We start from the raw sequence: 18,410 nt of genomic DNA on the forward strand, positions 1-18,410 counted from the left end.
TAAGGCGCTACTTATTGAGCTGCGCCTGCAACTTGTTGACGTCTTCCGTCGTCATCTCGCCGTCGGTTGCCACCTTGCCGTCTGTAATCTTCCAGAGACGGAACGGGCCGGTGATGTCGCCATACTTGTCGAAGGAAACCGGGCCGATGACGCCCTCGTAACGGATCGCCTTGCCATCCTTGATCAGGCCGAGCGCCTTGGCGAACTCTTCCTTGCCGGCATAGATCGGCGTGCCGGCAGGATCGACCGCCTTGAACATCGCGTCGCGGATCTTGGCCGGTTCGTTGGACCCGGCAATCGCGATGGCAAGACCAACGATGGCGCCTGCGTCATAGGCGCGGTCTGCGGCCGGGTTGGACGGCTCGATGCCGGAGAACGCCTTGTAGTTCTTCATGAAATATTCCGTCGACGCGGTCGGGCTGGTGCCCGAGGACGTGCCGTAGGCGTCCTTCAGATAGTCGGCCCCGACCGATTCGATGAAATCAGGGCTGTTCATGCCGTCGTTGAGCAAGAACTTCTGCACGCCGCCTTGAGAGATCCAGGTGCGGGCGATCGTTGCGCCGTCGACCGGCGTGCTGACCAGATAGAGCCCATCGGGGCTTCCGCCCATAGCGGCGGTGACTTCCGAGGCATAGCTCGACTGCTTTTCATTGTAGGGCGTGTCGGAGACGATGACGCCACCGAGCGCCTTGTAGGCACGGGAGAACTCGGCGACCATGTTGACGCCGAAGTCGTTGTTGACATGGATGATCGAGAGCTTCTTAAAACCCTTGTCCATGGCGTATTTCGCAGCCGCCACGCCCTGAAGCGCGTCGGAGGTGATGGTGCGGAAGAAGATGCCGTTGGTCTTGCCGTCACGGCCAAGCGCCGTCAGCGTTGGCGAGGAGGAGGCCGGTGAGACCTGCACGATCTTGGCCGGAGCCGTGACCGAAGTCAGGATCGGGATCGACACCGAGGAGATGATGCCGCCGATGATGACAGGCACCTTCTTCACCTGCACCAGCTGCGTTGCCGCATCCACGGCGACGTTGCCCTGGCTCTGGCTGTCGCGCGTATCGGTCGCAAGATCACAGCCGCGAACGCCGCCCGCCGCATTGATGTCGCGGAAGGCCATCTCGACCGACTTTGCGCCGGCCTGGCCGTACTCACCGGCCGGCCCCGTCAATTCCATCACCAGTCCGACGGTGATCTTGCAGTCCGCGGCGTTTGCAACGCCTGCAGCGGCAAGAAGCGCGAGCGCAGTGGTCAGTTGAAATATCGTCTTTTTCATCCTTGTTCCCCTTGTTAGGTACGACTTCTATTTCCGTTTTCAGGCCTGTGAAGTCTCCGGCATCTGCAGCCAGGTTTCATGCAGATGACGCCATTCGACGCCGTTCGGCGCCGATGAACTCGATGTAAAAAGGGCGCTTGCCTGCCGGCGGCTGGATTTTCCACCCTTGACCTGCGCCTCTATGTAAGTGACGACGATCATATCCGCGGCCTCCCAGCCGGAGCGGATGTCCTCGATCTTAATCGAAAAGTCGCCGTTGAAACTGGCCCTGTTTGAGCGGATCAAATCGATGATCGCGTCCCGCTCAAAGACGCGGCCGGTCGGCGGGATCATGTGGAAGCCTTGACCGAAAACCTGCTCGCAGCGGCCGAAATCCGTCGTGTCAGCTGTCGACGCATCATACCACGCGACGAAAAAACGGTGGAAGTCGATGATCTCGGCGCTGGCTCTGTCAAACAGGCAAGGCATGTCGCTCAGACCTTTCCCGCATTGAGGTTGTAGTGCATGATCGAGCCGTGGCGGCCGGTCCGATCGCGCTCCAGCGTGTAGACATCGCCGAGCGGCCCGCGGCTTTCAGAGATGATGCTTGCGATCTGGCGGTTGTCGTCGTCGCTAAGGGTAATATCCATGATCTTGGCGTTGGCGAGCGCATGCGCCTGGTTTCGCGCGCCGACGATGACGGCGGCCACTTGCGGCTGCTGCAACACCCAGGCGCTGGCGATCGTGGCGATATCGACGCCGTATCTGTCGCCGATGACCGATAGAGTGCCAAGCAGGGCCTGGAACAGATCCCAGCCACCGAAATCGTCGATGATCAGCTTGTATTTCACCAGCGAGCGGTTCTCGAGCGGCATTTCCGGCTCTGCGACGCCAAGCCATTTGTTGCTGAGAAAACCGCCAGCAACCGAGCCGTAGCAGAGAAATGAGACGCCGTTTTCGCCGGCCAGCGCGCTTAGATGATTGGCCGGCCGCTGGTCGAGCACGGAATATTGCAGCTGTTGGCTGACGAGCGGAATGCCGGCTCTGAGGATCTCTGCAACGTGCGGCGTGTCGAAATTGGTGGTGCCGACATTGCGCACCAACCCCTCCTGCCGCATCTCGTTGAGCCAGCCCATGACGTCGAGATAGCCACCATGTGAATAATCCCACCAGTGGAACTGAACGAGGTCGACCCGGTCGGTCCGCAGGCGGCGCAGCGACTGTTCGACGATGCCTCTGATGTAATCGCGGCTAATATTGCCGAGCTTTTCGAGGTCGGGCACGAGCTTGGTGTGGACCTTCATCGTCGCTGCAACTTCGCCACCGCGCTCGTCTGCAAGCCGGCCCCGTGCAGCACCGATCAATTCCTCGACGCCGGTATAGATGTCGGCACAATCATAGGTCTTGATGCCGGCATCGAAGGCGGCGATCAGGTCGGTGATGGCCTGGCCGCGGTCGATATCGCCATGGCCGCCGGCCAGCTGCCACCCGCCTCGAATGACGCGGGAGATCGTATAGCCGGCGCTAAGTTCGATAGTCCTGGCACTCATTGATCTTCGTTCCTGTTCGGCAACGGCACCGCCGTTGTTTCGCCATGGCTGAACCGGCGTTTTCCGAGCCGGACGATTTTGAGCCGGCTGGCGCAATTCGGATCGGGACAGGCGATTTCCGCGTCCGAGGTCATCCAGTCGTTCTTGTCGGTCGGCCGTTGCTTGGCAGCAAGCAGAGGCAGCACGGCCGAGATCGAGTAGATCGAGAAGCCCTGGCCATCAGGCATCGACAGCATCTCACCCTTGAGCTCGAAATAGTCGCCCTCCTTGGCACCGCAATAGATCGGCTTGCCCTTTGGAACGACCGCCTCGACGCGAAGGTCGAAAAGCTCGAAGCTGTCATCGGTTGCACTCATCTCAGACCTCCTGGCGCGTGAACGTCACGTCGCAGGCGCCGTTGCGGCGGATAATGCCGCAGGCAGCAGCGAAATGCTCGCGCCCCTCGGGGCGGACCTGTGCAACGACGCTGCCGGCAAGCCAGCCGATCGGAAACAGCAGCCGCGCACCTGGGCCGTAGAACAGGCCGATATCGAAGATCGGCTTCGGGCCGCCGCCCCACATGCGCGCCGGCACGTAGCTGAGCACAATGTCGCCCGGCTGCGGCGTCAGCGTCGCGTTCTCGGCAGGCAGCGGCTTTGCCCAGTCAGCGCCCTCAAGATGGGCTGCCGGGATGGGGCAGGAAATTTCCGGACCCGTCCACATGGCGTGGATGCCGGCAACAACTCGCTTTTCTCCAAGATAGTCCCAGAAGAAAGCGGCGTTGTCGGGCGCCTTGGCGTCAAGAAAGGTGGCAACGACGGAAAGCCCTGAACGCGGCTCTAAGATATGGATTGCACGCTGGCTCATGATCGGCTCTCAAATTTTTGCCGCATCGGCTTGCAGCTTGTTGCGCAGGAACGTGAAGGGCCGGCTGATGTCGGCGACCAGTGCCTCGCGCGCCGCCTCTACATCCTGCACCGCAAGGGCTGCGACGATGCGTCGATGGTATTGCGCAGTGTCGACTTCGCCGGCCTCGGAAAAGGCGTAGATCGCAACCCGGATGCAGGGACCCGATTGCAGCCACAGGCTCTCGATCATCGGGATCAGAACCGCCGACCCGCAGGAGCGATAGATCTCGAAGTGGAAGCTCTGGTTGAGCGTCACCTCGTGATCGACATCTTTTTTGTGTTTCAACGCCCGCATGTCGTCCCACTGGCCGAGCAGCCCCTCGATGACTGAGATCTGCCGGGGACCCATCCGGGTTGCGGCAAGCGCGATTGCCTCGCCTTCGATCAGGATGCGGGCCCGCAATAGATCGTCGAGCCTTTCGAGCGTGATCGGCGGAACGCGCACAGAGCGGTTCGGCAATGCCTCAAGCGCCTTTTCGGTAATCAACCGGCCAAGCGCCTCGCGAACAGGCATGGTGCTGGTGACCAGCGCATCGGCAAGTCCGCGAATGGTCAGGGTCTGGTTCGGTTCGAAAAGGCCGCCGATCAAGGCTCTGCGAAGCTCGGAGTAGACGCGGTCTTGAACAGTCTCGCGCCCTACCGGCGCAAGCTGAGCGGCGATGACGTCGTTGCTTTTCTCGGTGGCGGTCTTTTGCATTTCGATCCCGCTTTTGACTTGCGAAGTCGATTAAAGCCGATTAGCGTGATCAATGCAAGTGTGATCACAAATCAAAAATCGGAAGACGGGCTACGATCGTCTTCGGCCAGAGGGATCCATGGCACTACATTCCGAACGGCAGGGAGAGGAAACCCATGCGCCTGTTCTGACTGCGAAAAACGTTGTCCGTCGCTTCGGTGGCGTGACCGCCGTCAACGATGTCTCCTTTGAGGTGCGTCGCGGCGAGATCCTCGGCTTGATCGGCCCCAATGGCGCCGGCAAGACGACGATGTTCGATCTTTTGGCCGGCAGCGTCGCCCCGACGTCAGGCGAAATCCGGTTGGAGGGATCGGTGGTTTCAGGCGAGCCCGCCCATCATCGCATAGGCCGCGGTCTTGGCCGCACCTTCCAGATACCGCGCCCCTTCCCCAATCTGACGCTGATCGAAAACGTCATGCTGGCGGCCCAGGGCCAGTCAGGCGAAAAGCTGTTTACCAATTTCCTGGCGCCCTGGCGCGTCGCTGCCGAAGAGAGGGCCGCAGAGCAAAAGGCCATGGAGCTGCTTGATCTGGTAGCGCTGACGCGGCTTGCCCATCAGCCAGCTCGTATTCTGTCCGGCGGCCAGCGCAAGCTGCTGGAGCTTGCCCGCGTCATGATGGCCGACCCGGCGATCGTCCTGCTCGACGAACCGGCCGCCGGCGTCAACGCGACGCTGCTCGAGGTGATCATCGACCGCATCCGCGACATCAATGCCCGCGGCGTTACCTTCCTTCTGATCGAGCATAATATCGACATGGTGACCCGCCTCTGCCATCGCGTTTTAGTGATGGCAAGCGGCGAGCTGCTCTGCGAGGGCACTGCCGAAGAGGTCGCGCGTGACCCACGGGTCATCGAAGCCTATCTCGGAGGTGCGGCATGAGCGATCCCGTCCTCATTGTCCGCGATCTGGTTGCCGGTTATGAACCCGGCGTGCCGATCGTCCGCGGCGCCTCCATTACGGTCGCAAAAGGCGAGATCGTCGTCGTCCTCGGCCCGAACGGTGCCGGCAAATCCAGCTTCATCAAGGCGATCGCCGGCCTGGTCACGGTGACCTCGGGCAGCGTCATGCTCGACGGGCGCGACATAACGGCCGCCCCGGCTCATTTGATGGTCAGGCTCGGCCTTGCCTTCGTGCCGCAGACCGAAAACATCTTTCCGCAGATGTCGGTCGACGACAATCTGAAGGTCGCCTGCGGTATCTTGAAGCCGCGCGAGATTAACGGCCGCATCGACGAGATGTACCAGACCTTCCCTGATCTTGCCCGCCACCGCCGCATTTCCGCCGGCAATCTCTCCGGCGGACAGCGGCAGATGCTGGCCGTCGCCCGTGCGCTGATCGTCCATCCGAAGGTGCTGGTGCTCGATGAGCCGTCGGCGGGGCTGTCGCCGAAATTCGTCTCGATGGTGTTCGAGATGCTCACCGAAATCCGCAAATCCGGCGTCACCATTCTCCTTGTCGAACAAAATGCCAAGGCGGCACTTTCGATCGGCGACCGCGCCTATGTCCTCGTCGAAGGCAAGGATCGGCACGAAGGGGTGGCCTCCGAACTCTGGAACGACCCTGTCGTCGCCGAGCTCTATCTCGGCCAGCGCCCTTCAAATCAAAAGACCGGAGGTGCCGAATGAACCTGCAATTCATCGTCGACGGATTGCTGACGGGCTCCATGGTCGGCCTTGGCGCCATCGGCGTCACGCTCACCTATTCGATCCTGCGGTTTTCCAACTTCGCCCATGGCGATTTCATGGCCTGGGGCACCTATGCGACGCTCACCGTTGTCAGCGCCATCGGCGCGATGTTCGGCAAGGTCGCTCCGATCGGTGCGCTGTCCTTCGGCTGGCCGCTGATCGTCGCCGTCATCGTCGGCATGGCCTTTACCGGCTTCATGGCCCTGGTCCTCGACATGGTTCTCTTTGCGCGATTGCGGGCAAAGGGTCAGGCGATCATTGTCGTCATGGCAAGCTTCGGGGCCTCCATGGCGCTGCGCAGCCTGCTCGAATTCATCTTCACCTCGCGGCCGGCCTATTTCAGCCGTGCCATCCAGATCGCCATGCCGGTCGGTTTCGGCATCCGCATCACGCCCGACCAGATCGTCCTTTTGCTTGTCACGGCCGGTCTCGTGCTTGCCGTGCATCTTTTGATCACCCGGACGCAGATCGGTCGCTCTATGCAGGCGGTTAGCCAGAATGCCGCACTTGCCCGCGTCGTCGGCATCGACGTTGCCAAGGTCGTCCGCGTCACCTGGCTGCTCGGCGGCTCGCTTGCCTGCGTTGCCGGCGTCATGATCGGCATCCTCGTGCAAATCCGTCCGCTGATGGGCTTCGACATGCTGCTGCCGATGTTTGCCGCAGCAATCCTTGGCGGCATCGGCAGCGTGCCCGGCGCTGTCCTCGGCGGCCTGATCATCGGCCTTGCCGAATCCGGCGCGGTGCAGCTCATCGGCGCCGAATGGCGCGCGGCGGTGTCCTTCATCATCCTGATGGCGGTGCTATTGGTGCGGCCGATCGGCATTTTCGGAGTGAAGGAAAGATGATGGATATCGTCGGCTATGGCGCATTCTTCCTGACGACTGCGCTGATCTTCTCGCTGATCACCCTTGGCCTGAACCTGCAATGGGGCCTGACCGGCCTCTTCAACGTCGGGGTTGCCGGCTTCGTCGCCATTGGCGCCTATACCTCAGCATTGCTGACGACGCCGGACACGGTCGGCCGGTTCGGTGGCTTCGACATGCCGATCCTTGTTGGCTGGCTGGGTGCGATGGCGGTTGCCGCCATTGCCGCTGCGATCACCGGCGTCGCGACGCTGCGGCTAAAATCTGACTATCTAGCCATCACCACCTTCGGGGTGGCCGTCGTCGTCCAGCTGGTGGCGCTGAATGCGCAGAGCCTTACCGGCGGCCCCTTCGGCATCGGCTTCATACCGCGCCCCTTCGGCGGCCTTGCGGCAACGCCGCTCCTCTTCAACTTTTCCAACCTTTCCGTCGTCGCTGCGGTGACGCTGGTTACCTACCTCGCGCTTGAGCATCTTGCGCGCAGCCCGTGGGGCCGCGTTCTCAAGGGCCTTCGTGAAGACGAGCGCGCCGCGATCTCGCTTGGCAAGAGTGCCCGCTTCTATCGCGTGCAGGCATTTGCGGTTGGGGGTGCAATCATGGGTCTTGCCGGCGCGGTCCAGGCACATTTCATCGGCTTTATCGCGCCTGACAATTATGTGCCGATCCTGACCTTTCAGGTCTGGGTCATGCTGATCGTCGGCGGCTCGGGCAGCAACAAGGGAGCGGTTGCCGGCAGTATCCTCGTCTGGGGAATCTGGGCGGGATCGGGTGCGCTGACCAGCATATTGTTCACCCCGGAACAGCAGGCGCGCGCCGCATCGCTGCAGATCGTCGCGATCGGCGTCATGCTCTGCGTCATCCTGCTTGTCCGCCCGAACGGCATCCTTGGAAATTTGCCCCGCCGCCCTCGCTTCAGCAAAAAGCCGCGACAGATCGCCGTCGATCAGGACGGCGCGACACCATGAACGAAAACGCGATCTGCGCGCCGCCGCCCCTTTCGCTGTGGCATGCCGTCAGCCGAAACGTCAGGACAAGGCCCACGCTTGAAGGAGCCGTTGACGTCGACCTTGCGATTGTCGGGGGAGGCTTCTCCGGACTTTCCGCAGCACTCCACGCTGCAAAACAGGGGCTGTCGGTTGCAGTCCTTGAGGCGGAGATCATCGCCTGGGGCGCCACAGGCCGCAATGCGGGCTTCATTGTGCCGAATTTCGCCAAGCGCGACCCGGAGGACATTGTCGCCGAACTCGGCCCGGAACGCGGCGGGCGGCTGGTAGAATTTGCTGCCGCCAGCGGCGATCTCGTTTTCGATCTGATCGCGCGGCACAGCATTGAATGCGACGCTGAACGCAGCGGATGGATACAGCCGGCGCACTCCCCCGCTGCCTTCGAGAAGACAAAGTCGAGGGCAGCGCAATGGGCAGCACGCGGCCGGCCGGCGGTCGTTCTCGACAGGGAGACCATTCGCCAAGTGACCGGCGCCGATGGTTATCTCGGCGGCTGGACGGATCAATCGGGCGGCGTCCTCAACCCGGTGGCATATGCCCGTGGCCTCGCCGCTGCCGCTGAGGCTGCAGGCGCGCATATCCATGAGCGATCTCCCGTCACATCGATCGATCGGCAAGGGGACGGCTGGTCGTTGACGACGCCTGAAGGTCGAGTGCGCGCCGGCAAGGTTGTTCTTGCGACGAATGCCTATGGCGGAGCCCTCAACCCGACACTCGCCCGTACCTATTTCCCGCTGAAGGTCTTCCAGATCGCCACCGAGCCGCTACCGCCCTCAATCCGCGCGCGGCTTCTTCCAGGCAATCAATGCGTCTCCGATACGCGCCGGAACCTCTTCACCTTCCGCTTTGACGCTGCCAACCGGCTAATTTCGGGGGGCATGCATATTGTCAGTGCCGGCGCCGACGAGCGAGTGCCGCGGACGATCCATCGTCGTCTTGCCCGGCATCTCGGCTTGAAGGACCTGCCGCCGCTTGCCTATAGCTGGTCGGGAATGGCGGCCGTGGAACCCGATTTCCTACCGCACCTGGTTGATCTCGCACCGGGCATGATCGCGGGCTTTGCCTGCAATGGCCGCGGCATCGCCATGACGACCGGAATGGGGAAAGTGCTTTCGGACTGGGCGGCAGGCGCAAACGCTGCCGATCTGCCCATCCCCTTTGCGCCACCGGCACCGATCCCCTTCCATAGGCTCCTCAAGCACGCGCCGAACGCCATGCTTTTCTGGAGCATGCTGCGCGACCGCATCGACGAACGTTAAGGCCATTGACCAATCCATAAACAGACAACGCCCGCGGCATCGACCGACCGATGCCGCGGGCGCTAGGGTGTCTCCTGGCCCCACCAAGGAGACGCCTCAACCTATTCCCGCTCGCCTGTGAAGTTCAGGAGGAGCTGGAAGATATTCACGAAATTCAGGTAGAGCGACAACGCGCCCATGACCGCGAGCTTCTGCTGCGATTCCTGGTCGAAGTTCTCAGCATATTGCTGCTTGAGGTTCTGCGTATCCCAGGCAGTCAGGCCGACGAAGACGACGATACCGATCAACGAGATTGCGAACTGCAGCGCAGTGGAGCCGAGGAATATGTTCACAACGCTTGCAATGACGACGCCGATCAGACCCATCATCAGGAACGAGCCGAAATTGGCGAGGTCCCGCTTGGTGGTGTAGCCGTAGAGGCTGGTGGCGCCGAACATCGTCGCGGCGATGAAGAAGGTGCGGGCAATGCTGGTGCCGGTAAAGACCAGGAACACCGAGGCAAGCGACAGGCCCATGACCGCGCAGAATGCCCAGAACATCATCTGCGCGCCACTGGCCGAGATCGACTGGATGCGAAACGAGAAGAACATCACGAAGGCAAGCGGCGCCAGCATCACCACCCACTTTAGCGGCGATGAGAAGATCGGCACATAGAGCGCCGGTGTCGTTCCGACCAAAAGGGCGACGAGGCCAGTGATGACAAGGCCGATGCCCATATAGTTGTAGATGCGCAGCATGTGCTTGCGCAGCCCTTCGTCAAAGAGCGCCTGCGAGCCGATGGCGGCTCCAAGGCCGTAGCGTTGATTTGTTTCGTTCACGGATATGTCTCCAAGGGTTGACGTTAATAGAGCGTGCGGGAAAGCTGTTCGGCTTGCCCATCGAGATTGGCCGCCTTGCCGTCGGCGATCAGTGAATAGGCGACCTCGCCGATCTGCCAGTAGGCCGCCTGTACCCCGTCGAGCGCGATATGGTTGACCTTCTCGACGGCAAAACTGCCTGGCCGCGCCGCAAACAGCGACAGCCGCTGGCCCTGCGCATTGATGGTCAGTTCGACGCTCGGTCCGAAATCAGAGGGATAGACTTCGACATCGGAAACCGACCAGCCCTGCGGCAGCGCCGGCATGAGGATTGCGGTTGCTGCGCGAATATCGTCGGCATTGTAGGCCGTCACCGCGCGTTGCGAGGCGATCTGGTCGCGCGTCTTCGTTGCCCGATAGGCGCGCACCGCATCCTCGACGAATAGCGGCGGCGGAACAGAGGCCGACACTTCGGTTGCCGTGAAGGCACCGAACGAGGTGTGGGCCACCCATCCGGCTCCGACCAGCACGGCGACCGCTGCAATCCGCTGAAGCGAGCTCAATATCCTATCATAGGAGAGCCCACGCTCGAGCCGACGTGCGGCCTCGCGGGTCTCTGCCCGCCCGGTGGATGGCGCAGCTGCAAGCGCCAGTCGCAGTTCGCCGCGAATGCTCAGATCAGCCATGACCTTGGCAGCGGTGACCGGATGACTTGAGAGATAGGTCTCCACCACGATGCGTCGGGCGACGTCGAGCTCGCCATCGACATAGGCGTCAAGATCGGCATCGATCACGGGATCAATTATTGTCATGGCCGTCTCCTGAAATGAGCCGAAGGTGGGAGGCGGTCGGCGTCTTATTCTCGAAATCCCGCAGATGCGCCCGCGCCCGCGAAATCCGCGACATCAGCGTGCCGGTTGGGATCCCGAGCGCCGAGGCGGCTTCCTGATAGGAAAGGTCCTCAATGGCGACCAGATGCAGCGCCTCGCGCTGCTCCTCCGGTAGACTGAAGAATGCATCGCGGACCTGATTGAGGCGAACGGTATGCTCCTGGCCGGCCGGAACCGACGTTTCCATCTCCGTTGCGGCCTCGTCATGGCGCCGGGTCATGGAACGGTTCTTCCGCAGCCTGTCGATATGGGCGTTGTGCAGGATCGATAGCAGCCAGGTACGCAGGTTTGCGCCGCGCCGGAAGCTCGACTTGCGCTCATAGGCTCTGACCAGCGCATCATGCACTAGATCTTCCGCCTCGCCGGCGTTGCACACCAGCGAACGGGCATAGCGTCTCAGCGAACCGAGCTGCCCCAAAACATCGAATGTCCGTTCCTTGCGTTCCATGCCCTAGTATACGCAAGCACCCAGGCGTTTATTCCATCGCCTCGCGAAAATCTTCGCAAGTGCCTCACATCAGAATGAAATCCTTGGGCAGCGGTGGCGGTGGCAGGTCGGTTTCACCCATCGCCTCGCGCAGATTGATCTCGATCGTATCGGCAAGTGCGCTGATCGCCAGCGCGTTCGGCTGGTTGCCGAACGGATCTTCGAGTTCATCGCCAAGCGCATCGAGCCCGAAGAACGTATAGGCGACGAGCGCTGCAACGAACGGCGTCCCCCAGCCGAGCGCATCGACAAAACCGAATGGCAGGAGGAAGCAGAACAGATAGGCGGTGCGATGAAGCAGCAAGGTGTAGCTAAATGGCGGCGGCGTGTTGCGGATGCGCTCGCAGGCCGCCTGCACCGCCCCCATCTGCCCGACGCTTGCGTCCAGCATCTGGTATTGAATGTCGGTGATCCGGCCTTCGGCACGCAATCGCGCAAGGTCGGCGCAAAGCAGCCGCAACAGCAGGTCCGGTGGATTTCGAGCGGCACGATAGAGATCGATGATCCCGCTTACGCCCACGATCTGTCGGTAAGAGCGGCTCGACGATCCGCCATTCTGCGTCGCTCAAATCGCCTCGTGCCAAAACCGCCTCCTAAAAAGCAGTCTTGAATCATTTCCCGTCTGATTTGGGAAAGGCACTTTGTCAACATAACCTTGCAACGACCCGGCGGATATGTCTCCCTTAACGCCGGATTTAATACTTCACGCTAAAGTGGCGCCACAGCTTTAGTGATTGGGGAATCTCACATGGGTTATGGTCCATCCGCGGCAACGCCGCCGCTTCGTTGCGTGACCTACGTGGTCAACCGAACATGAGGAGCGCGATGCACACGTCCGAACTTCAGTCGACAAATTCGTTGACGCTACGAGTAGCGTTAATTCAAAGTGTCATGCTCTTCGCTCTGGCGGCACTCCTTCAGCAGCGTTGGGGAACCATCGTCGACACCAGTTGGCTCATTACGGAGTCCGAACGGATGCTGGCGGGACAGCGGCTCTACGTCGATGTGATCGACAACAACCCGCCGTTCTCGCTCTGGCTCTTCATGCCCGCCATGATGCTGTCGCAATGGGCCGGTGTCGCTCCCGAGATCGGCATTTATCTCTACACGTGCCTCGCTGTGATCGTCGGTCTGGGTTTGGCAGCCGTAATCGTCCAGCGGGCAGGTTTTGCCGAAACTCGCGCTCTGCTTCGGCTACTGCCGCTATTTGTCGCGCTCTTTGTGATTTTCCCCGGCAACGCCTTCACCGAGAGAGACTACGTGGGCACGGTGCTGTTTCTGCCGCTGCTGGCAATCATGGCCTGGCGGGCCGACACGACACGCTCAACTGCGCCCGGTATCGCGCTGATTGTCGCCGCTGGGTTGTGCGGTAGCATCCTGGTGCTGGTGAAGGCCTATTATGTGGTGGTTTGCATCCTACCCGCCCTCTACGTTGCCTGGTGCCGGCGAGACCTCCGCTCCCTCTTCGCGCCTGAGAATTGTATCATCGCCATTGTGGGCATCTTGTATGTCGCACTTGTCTATTTACTCCATCCCGAATTCATGTGGGACATCCTCCCGCAGGTGGTGGATGTCTACATGGGAACGGGCAATTCAGTTGCCGTCGCGCTCAGCTATGCGCCGGTTTATTTGATGCTTCTGCTGCTACTCTGGATAGTTACACCGAGAGAGTCCGTGACGCCGCTTGCAGCGGTGACGCTGCTTGCTTCACTCGCCGCCACGATACCATTGGTCTATCAGGGCAAGGGCTGGCCCTATCATGCTTTCCCCGCAATTTCGCTCGTGATCGCAGCCGTACTTTGCCGGATAGCGGCGTCCTCTGGCTGGCGTTACAACCGCGAAACGCTGGCGCGCGCCATTCTTTGCGCAGTTGTGGTTCTAGTAGCATGGCAACCATTCCTATATACTCAGAAGCCAGACAAGGCTTTCGTCAACGCCATCAAAATGGCGTCGACGGCGCAACCAACGCTTGGTGTCATCGGCAGCGATATTGCCGGTGCCCATCCGCTTTCCAGGATGATAGAGGCCCGCTTCCTGTCTGCCAATAACAGCGACTGGCTGGGCGCTCTTGCATTCGTTCGAGCCCAGCAGGCTGCGGCGGAGGGAAACGCAGTGAATGCAGCGCATTTCCAGGAACAGTCTGACGCCTATCTAGACTCGAAATACGCCGAATTCGCCAAATATAATTACGATCTGATTATCGTTCAGCAGGACGAACCGCTCTGGACCGACCATGTGCTCGCCCAGCCGCGTTTTGCAGCGGTTCTCTCGGGCTATCATCCCGTTGCGAGGGATGAGCGGTTCATCGTTTACGGCCGGAACGTTGACGCCGGTCGGAGTTTGAACACTCAGACCAATTCCCGAACGCTTTAGTCAGGTATTTTCTCTCGAAGCCGATCCTTTCGCGCGTTGACGCTATTGCTTTAACTCGGCGCCCCGCAGAAATTTCGCGTCAAAGCTTGAATCCTGCGGCCGTCGCATCGTTGTGGAACATTTTCACCGTATCCAAAGAATACGTGTCGAGATCATAGCCGACCAGAGACAGCTTCTTCAGGATGTCGTTGGTCACGGTGATGACCTGGCATCCGACGTCGTCGGCCTGGAAGATGTTCAACAATTCGCGTGGGCTCGCCCATATCAACTCCGCAGCCGGCGCGACCTTCAGCATTTCAACGGCAGTCATCATCAGCGGAACAGGGTCGCGGCCTGTATCTGCGATGCGGCCGGCAAAGACCGAGACATAGCTCGGCACATTCGGATCCAGTACAGTCAGGACGTCGCGGATCTGAGCCAGCGTCATGATCGCGGTGACATTCAGCTTCACCTTTTTTGCGGCCAGCTTTTCGATGAGGGAATAGGAGGTTTCCAGCTTCGTGTTCGTCACGGGTATCTTGACGTATACATTGTCGCCCCAGCTGGCGATCTCAAGCGCCTGTTTTTCCATCTCATCGAAGTCGTCCGAAAACACCTCGAAGGACAAAGGCTTGTCGCTGATCGACGTCAGGATGTCCTTGCAGAAGGCGCGGTAGTCCGTGATGCCGGCTTTGTTCATCAGCGTCGGGTTCGTCGTTAGACCCTTGATATAAGGCTTGGCGTACATTTCCAGCATGCCGGTTTTGTCGGCGCCGTCAGCGAAGATCTTGACCTTCAGGTCTTCCACACTCTTCATGCTATTCTCCCAGGATAACATTCGCGGCCTCTTTCAGAGACGACACGCGGCGAACTTCCGTTGCAGGCTGCTTTTCGTTATAGCCGTAATCTATAAAGATGGTCCTACAGCCGGCGTTCTGACCGGCTTCGATATCTCGCCAGCGATCTCCGACCATGAAGCTTGCACTCAGGTCGATGCCATATTTCTGCGCGGCGGATAAGATCGATCCGGGCAGAGGCTTGCGGCAATCGCAGCTATCGCCGCTGTCATGGTAACAAGTGCGAAACTCGTCGATCGGCAAACGGGAACCCAGGAATGCGTTGATCCCGTCGACTGTTTCCCGAGCGGTTGTGCCGCGCGCCACGTCAGGCTGGTTGGTAATGACAATCAACAGATAATTCGCGGCCTTCAAGTCCAGCAAGGCATCCTCCACGCCCGGCAAAATCTCGGTCTCGCTCAGATCGGCTGGCGGATACGGCTTACCGTCGCGCACGACGGCGCGATTGATAACCCCATCCCGATCCAGAAAGACAGCTTTGGACATCTATCGAACTGCCGATTCCCATTTTGTCTGGTTGGCCTTCAATTTCGGATGGGAGACGAGCAAATGCCAGACGACGGCCTGAAACGCTTCCGAGTGCGGTGTGATCGTCTCGGTGTTCACCGTCGGCACGACGACGCAGACATCAGCCACCTGTGCGGTATATCCGCCATCGCGTCCAACGATCCCGGTGACCTTGGCGCCAACGCTTTTTGCAAGCTTCAGCGCTTCCACCAGGTTGGGGCTGATATTCTTTTCAAGGTTGCCGCCGCCAACCGACAGAATGAACAGCACGTCCTTGGCGTTCAGCTTGCTGATCTTCAGCCATTCGGCAAAGACGGTGGACCAGCCCTCGTCATTGGTCCGAGCAGTCAGTTCCGAGACATTGTCGGTCGGGGCATAGCTTTCGATACCAACGATCTTTCGAAAATCGTTGACCGCATGCGAAGCGTTACCGGCGCTGCCGCCGACGCCGAGGAAGAAAATGCGTCCTCCTTCTGCCTTCACGGTGGCAAGCAGGTCCGCCATGCCTTCGATTGCGTCTGCATCCAGCTTCTCGATGATTTCGGACGCTTCCCTCAGGTGCCGCAGCGAGTAGGTCATGATAGCTTTCTCTCCCGAAAGTAGGCTTCTGCTTCACTCAGACCACTATGGGATCCGATTTCGTAGAAGCGTTCGTGAACTTCGTATCCGGCAAGATCATTCTCGACCGACAGTTTGTGGTAGAGGTCGGCAAGATCGAAAATCTCGCCAGTTTTGCGCTGCTCAAATGCGCTGTAGCGCAGCACCGCAAGGCCATAATCGATATATCTCATATCGGGTCGCGGTGACTTCTTGTTGTATTCGATCAAGCGGCCGTCCTGGAAGAGAACATTGCTCTTGTCCCACCGATCGCCGTTGTCCAGCACCGTCATCAGGCCGACTTTGCCACTTTCAAAGAATGCATTTTGGACGGCTGAAAAGTCGATCGGAAGGTAGGAATCGCCGTACAGCAAAAAGAAGCTGTCGCCGAGTAGTGGCAGTGCCTGCATTATTGCGCCGCCCGTTCCAAGCAATGTCGGCCCATCGGGCGAATAGACGACCTCAATGTCAAATGCCGATCCATCGCCGACGACGCTTTCGATCATCTCGCCCAGATAGCCGGTGCAAAGCACGGCTCTCTTGACGCCCTGTTTCTGGAGATAGGCCAACTGCCGGTGGATGAACGGCACGCCTGCCACGTCGACCAGCGCCTTTGGAATGGTTTCCGTGATTGGCCGCAACCGTGTTGCAAGGCCTCCGGCCAAAATCGCAACACTCAGCATCATGACGAGAGCACCACTTTCGTCCCCTCGAAGTCAAAGCGAAAACGCACTTCCTCCAGCCCGGCATTTGCCATCGCGTGCCGCAATTTGTTGCGGTCGTGGGCCATGAACATCAGGAAACCTCCGCCGCCGGCGCCGACCAGTTTGCCGCCAACCGCGCCGTTCTTCATGCCAAGGTCGTACCACTCGTCGATTTTTGCGTTGCTCATGCCGCCTGAGCGACGCTTCTTGTGTTCCCAGTGTTCATGCATCAGTTCGCCAAACAGAACCGTGCTGCCGCTCTCAAGCGCGTCCCGGCTCCGGTAGCCCAGATCTTTGACATAGTGCAGATTTTTGAGCATATCGACATCGTTCTGCTGGGACTTGATCTGCTGGTCCTTCAGAATGCCGCCTGCATTGCGGGAGAACCCTGTGAAAAACAGAAGCAGATTGTCTTCCAGATCGAACATGGTGCTCATCGATGGACCCAGCGGCTTGGCAGTGACGCTGTCGTTTTTGTGGAAGGTGAAGCAGGTCACGCCGCCGACAGCTGCTATATACTGGTCCTGTTTGCCAATCGGTTCGCCGAGGCGATCGATCTCGACGTGGCAGGCAAGTTCGGCAAGTTCTTCCTGATGCAAATGGCGCTTGCGGTGGGTATAGAGCGCCTTCAGAAGGGCAGTCGTGAAACTGCCCGAGGAGCCGAGCCCGGTGCCAGATGGAATATCGGCCAGTGTGGTGATCTCGACCTGGGGCGTCTTGAAGCCCATCATCTGCAGGGATTCGCGGATGATCGGATGCTTTACGTCGGATATTTGCTCGACATGCTCGAGTTGTGAGTATTTCAGGTAGATGCCCTCGGTAAAGGGGCGCATGACCGTAACATAGACATATTTGTCTATCGCTGCGGAAACGAGGAAGCCCTCATTCTCCCTGTAGTAGGAAGGAAGGTCGGTTCCGCCGCCACCCAGCGTGATGCGCAAGGGGCTACGCGCTATGATCATAGCCAGACTCCTGATAGATTTTTTCGATGATTTTCAGTGCTGCGTAAGCGTCGACCAGCCCCGCTGACGGCGGCCGGTCCAGCCTTATATCGTCATAGAATTGTTCGATCTCGACGGCCCATGAATTGTCGGCCATGGGATATTCCCAGGCGATTGTTGCCGGCGGCCCCATTTCCGGCAGCATTCGGTAATGCGTAAGCCGCTCGACCCCATAACTCCCGCCAAGACCGGAAATCTCAAGCTTGCCGACCTTTCCATAGATTTCCATGGAAAAGGTATTTTTCCATTCGGTGCAGGACACGTGAAGGAAGGCCGCCATTTTCTTCGGCGTTTTCAAGATCATGAAGCCGTTGTCGTCGACCGGCATGTCCCAAAAATAGGTGTGGGCAAATCCCTGGATCTCGGAAAATTCGCCCAGGAACCAGCGAGATAAGTCGATCAGGTGCGGTCCCTGGTCGATCAATTCGCCACCACCGGACAATTCTGGATTTGCGCGCCACTCGCGATCATAGCCCAGCCGCCCCCCGTGTCCATAACGGGCGCGGATGAACATCAGCTCGCCGATTTCGCCAGCATCGGCAATCTCTTTCGCCCTCCGCAGGGCGCGGTGGTAGCGATGGCTGAAGCCAACATGCACCTTGGCGCCTCGCCTTGCGGCGGCTTCGATGACAGGCTTCAATTCAGCCGATGTCCGGGCTGCAGGCTTTTCTACGAGCACGTGCTTGCCCGCCTCGATTGCCGCAAGGGTGATTTCGGCAAGTGAATCGTGTAAAGTGGCAACGATCACGAGATCCACGTCGGCCAGCAACAAAGCCTCGCGCCAGTTCGCAAACACGCGGGCGCCCTGGCTACCGGCAAGGTATTCGGCGCGCGACAAATCCTTGTCGGCACAGGCAATGAGTTTGCCGCCTGCCCCGAGTGCCTTTGCCCGCTTTTGCCCAATGAGGCCACAGCCGATGATCGCGACGCCAAGCGGCCCACTGCCTGCCTTCATGTCTCACCTGCTTCAATATCTCTATCAAA

General features: G+C 59.8%; 21 protein-coding genes and 2 pseudogenes. 6 read left to right on the plus strand and 17 right to left on the minus strand.

Going from position 1 to position 18,410, the window contains the following annotated elements:
• Positions 1–7: 7 nt before the first annotated feature.
• From AB4Z52_RS19900 to AB4Z52_RS19925, 6 genes are read right to left on the minus strand one after another with little or no spacing between them, the layout of a single operon-like run.
• Complete coding sequence (locus AB4Z52_RS19900) at positions 8–1,270, minus strand: ABC transporter substrate-binding protein (RefSeq protein ID WP_442219646.1); 1,263 nt, start codon at positions 1,268–1,270, stop codon at positions 8–10.
• Positions 1,271–1,309: 39 nt separating this feature from the next.
• A complete protein-coding gene (locus tag AB4Z52_RS19905) occupies positions 1,310–1,738 on the minus strand; it encodes a hypothetical protein (RefSeq protein WP_442219647.1) in 429 nt (142 codons plus the stop codon).
• Positions 1,739–1,743: 5 nt separating this feature from the next.
• On the minus strand, positions 1,744–2,799 hold the full coding sequence (locus AB4Z52_RS19910; protein ID WP_442219648.1) for an aldo/keto reductase: 1,056 nt from the start codon (positions 2,797–2,799) through the stop codon (positions 1,744–1,746).
• Complete coding sequence (locus AB4Z52_RS19915; RefSeq protein WP_442219649.1) at positions 2,796–3,155, minus strand: TIGR04076 family protein; 360 nt, start codon at positions 3,153–3,155, stop codon at positions 2,796–2,798. The genes AB4Z52_RS19910 and AB4Z52_RS19915 overlap by 4 nt, the downstream gene beginning before the upstream one ends.
• Position 3,156: 1 nt before the next feature.
• Complete coding sequence (locus AB4Z52_RS19920) at positions 3,157–3,645, minus strand: DUF3830 family protein (RefSeq protein WP_442219650.1); 489 nt, start codon at positions 3,643–3,645, stop codon at positions 3,157–3,159.
• Positions 3,646–3,654: 9 nt separating this feature from the next.
• Positions 3,655–4,383 carry a GntR family transcriptional regulator gene (locus tag AB4Z52_RS19925; protein ID WP_442219651.1) on the minus strand — a complete coding sequence of 243 codons (729 nt, stop codon included), beginning with the start codon at positions 4,381–4,383 and terminating at the stop codon, positions 3,655–3,657.
• 118 nt (positions 4,384–4,501) lie between these two features.
• Here AB4Z52_RS19925 and AB4Z52_RS19930 point away from each other — a divergent pair, with 118 nt between their 5' ends.
• Genes AB4Z52_RS19930 through AB4Z52_RS19950 form a run of 5 tightly spaced genes read left to right on the plus strand, consistent with a single transcriptional unit; the run spans position 4,502 to position 9,234 of the window.
• Positions 4,502–5,302 (plus strand): ABC transporter ATP-binding protein, encoded by an 801-nt coding sequence (locus AB4Z52_RS19930; RefSeq protein ID WP_442219652.1) that lies wholly within the window; start codon positions 4,502–4,504, stop codon positions 5,300–5,302.
• Positions 5,299–6,048 (plus strand): ABC transporter ATP-binding protein, encoded by a 750-nt coding sequence (locus AB4Z52_RS19935; protein ID WP_442219653.1) that lies wholly within the window; start codon positions 5,299–5,301, stop codon positions 6,046–6,048. Before AB4Z52_RS19930 ends, AB4Z52_RS19935 begins: the two co-directional genes overlap by 4 nt.
• A complete protein-coding gene (locus tag AB4Z52_RS19940) occupies positions 6,045–6,953 on the plus strand; it encodes a branched-chain amino acid ABC transporter permease (protein ID WP_442219654.1) in 909 nt (302 codons plus the stop codon). The genes AB4Z52_RS19935 and AB4Z52_RS19940 overlap by 4 nt, the downstream gene beginning before the upstream one ends.
• On the plus strand, positions 6,950–7,936 hold the full coding sequence (locus AB4Z52_RS19945; RefSeq protein WP_442219655.1) for a branched-chain amino acid ABC transporter permease: 987 nt from the start codon (positions 6,950–6,952) through the stop codon (positions 7,934–7,936). The genes AB4Z52_RS19940 and AB4Z52_RS19945 overlap by 4 nt, the downstream gene beginning before the upstream one ends.
• Positions 7,933–9,234: an NAD(P)/FAD-dependent oxidoreductase gene (locus AB4Z52_RS19950; RefSeq protein ID WP_442219656.1), complete on the plus strand. Its 1,302-nt coding sequence runs from the start codon at positions 7,933–7,935 to the stop codon at positions 9,232–9,234. The genes AB4Z52_RS19945 and AB4Z52_RS19950 overlap by 4 nt, the downstream gene beginning before the upstream one ends.
• A 101-nt stretch (positions 9,235–9,335) precedes the next feature.
• On the opposite strand, the gene AB4Z52_RS19955 is transcribed toward AB4Z52_RS19950, so the two are convergent.
• The 5 genes and pseudogenes from AB4Z52_RS19955 to AB4Z52_RS19975 all read right to left on the minus strand — a co-directional run.
• Positions 9,336–10,052 (minus strand): Bax inhibitor-1/YccA family protein, encoded by a 717-nt coding sequence (locus tag AB4Z52_RS19955; protein WP_442219657.1) that lies wholly within the window; start codon positions 10,050–10,052, stop codon positions 9,336–9,338.
• Between the two features lie 23 nt (positions 10,053–10,075).
• Positions 10,076–10,843, minus strand: coding sequence for an anti-sigma factor family protein (locus AB4Z52_RS19960; RefSeq protein WP_442219658.1), 768 nt, complete (start codon positions 10,841–10,843; stop codon positions 10,076–10,078).
• Positions 10,830–11,369: a sigma-70 family RNA polymerase sigma factor gene (locus tag AB4Z52_RS19965; protein WP_442219659.1), complete on the minus strand. Its 540-nt coding sequence runs from the start codon at positions 11,367–11,369 to the stop codon at positions 10,830–10,832. The genes AB4Z52_RS19960 and AB4Z52_RS19965 overlap by 14 nt, the downstream gene beginning before the upstream one ends.
• A 64-nt stretch (positions 11,370–11,433) precedes the next feature.
• A pseudogene (locus tag AB4Z52_RS19970) lies at positions 11,434–11,901 on the minus strand (bestrophin family protein); the annotation flags it as partial.
• Positions 11,897–11,992: pseudogene (locus tag AB4Z52_RS19975) on the minus strand (IS5/IS1182 family transposase); the annotation flags it as partial. The pseudogenes AB4Z52_RS19970 and AB4Z52_RS19975, both read right to left, overlap by 5 nt.
• Positions 11,993–12,233: 241 nt before the next feature.
• On the opposite strand from AB4Z52_RS19975, the gene AB4Z52_RS19980 reads away from it, so the two are divergent.
• Positions 12,234–13,781: a hypothetical protein gene (locus AB4Z52_RS19980; protein ID WP_442219660.1), complete on the plus strand. Its 1,548-nt coding sequence runs from the start codon at positions 12,234–12,236 to the stop codon at positions 13,779–13,781.
• A gap of 79 nt (positions 13,782–13,860) precedes the next feature.
• Here the strand turns inward: AB4Z52_RS19980 and AB4Z52_RS19985 are convergent, their stop codons facing one another.
• From AB4Z52_RS19985 to AB4Z52_RS20010, 6 genes are read right to left on the minus strand one after another with little or no spacing between them, the layout of a single operon-like run.
• Positions 13,861–14,577 (minus strand): transaldolase, encoded by a 717-nt coding sequence (locus AB4Z52_RS19985; protein WP_442219661.1) that lies wholly within the window; start codon positions 14,575–14,577, stop codon positions 13,861–13,863.
• A 1-nt stretch (position 14,578) separates the two neighbouring features.
• Positions 14,579–15,103 carry an HAD family hydrolase gene (locus tag AB4Z52_RS19990; RefSeq protein ID WP_442219662.1) on the minus strand — a complete coding sequence of 175 codons (525 nt, stop codon included), beginning with the start codon at positions 15,101–15,103 and terminating at the stop codon, positions 14,579–14,581.
• Entirely contained in the window at positions 15,104–15,703 is a 600-nt protein-coding gene (locus AB4Z52_RS19995) for an SIS domain-containing protein (protein ID WP_442219663.1), read from the minus strand.
• A complete protein-coding gene (locus AB4Z52_RS20000; protein WP_442219664.1) occupies positions 15,700–16,407 on the minus strand; it encodes a nucleotidyltransferase family protein in 708 nt (235 codons plus the stop codon). Before AB4Z52_RS20000 ends, AB4Z52_RS19995 begins: the two co-directional genes overlap by 4 nt.
• On the minus strand, positions 16,404–17,387 hold the full coding sequence (locus tag AB4Z52_RS20005) for a GHMP family kinase ATP-binding protein (RefSeq protein WP_442219665.1): 984 nt from the start codon (positions 17,385–17,387) through the stop codon (positions 16,404–16,406). The genes AB4Z52_RS20000 and AB4Z52_RS20005 overlap by 4 nt, the downstream gene beginning before the upstream one ends.
• Entirely contained in the window at positions 17,371–18,381 is a 1,011-nt protein-coding gene (locus AB4Z52_RS20010) for a Gfo/Idh/MocA family protein (RefSeq protein ID WP_442219666.1), read from the minus strand. The genes AB4Z52_RS20005 and AB4Z52_RS20010 overlap by 17 nt, the downstream gene beginning before the upstream one ends.
• Positions 18,382–18,410 lie beyond the last annotated feature (29 nt).

Source organism: Rhizobium sp. 2YAF20 (genome assembly GCF_052114685.1).
Lineage (GTDB): Bacteria > Pseudomonadota > Alphaproteobacteria > Rhizobiales > Rhizobiaceae > Rhizobium.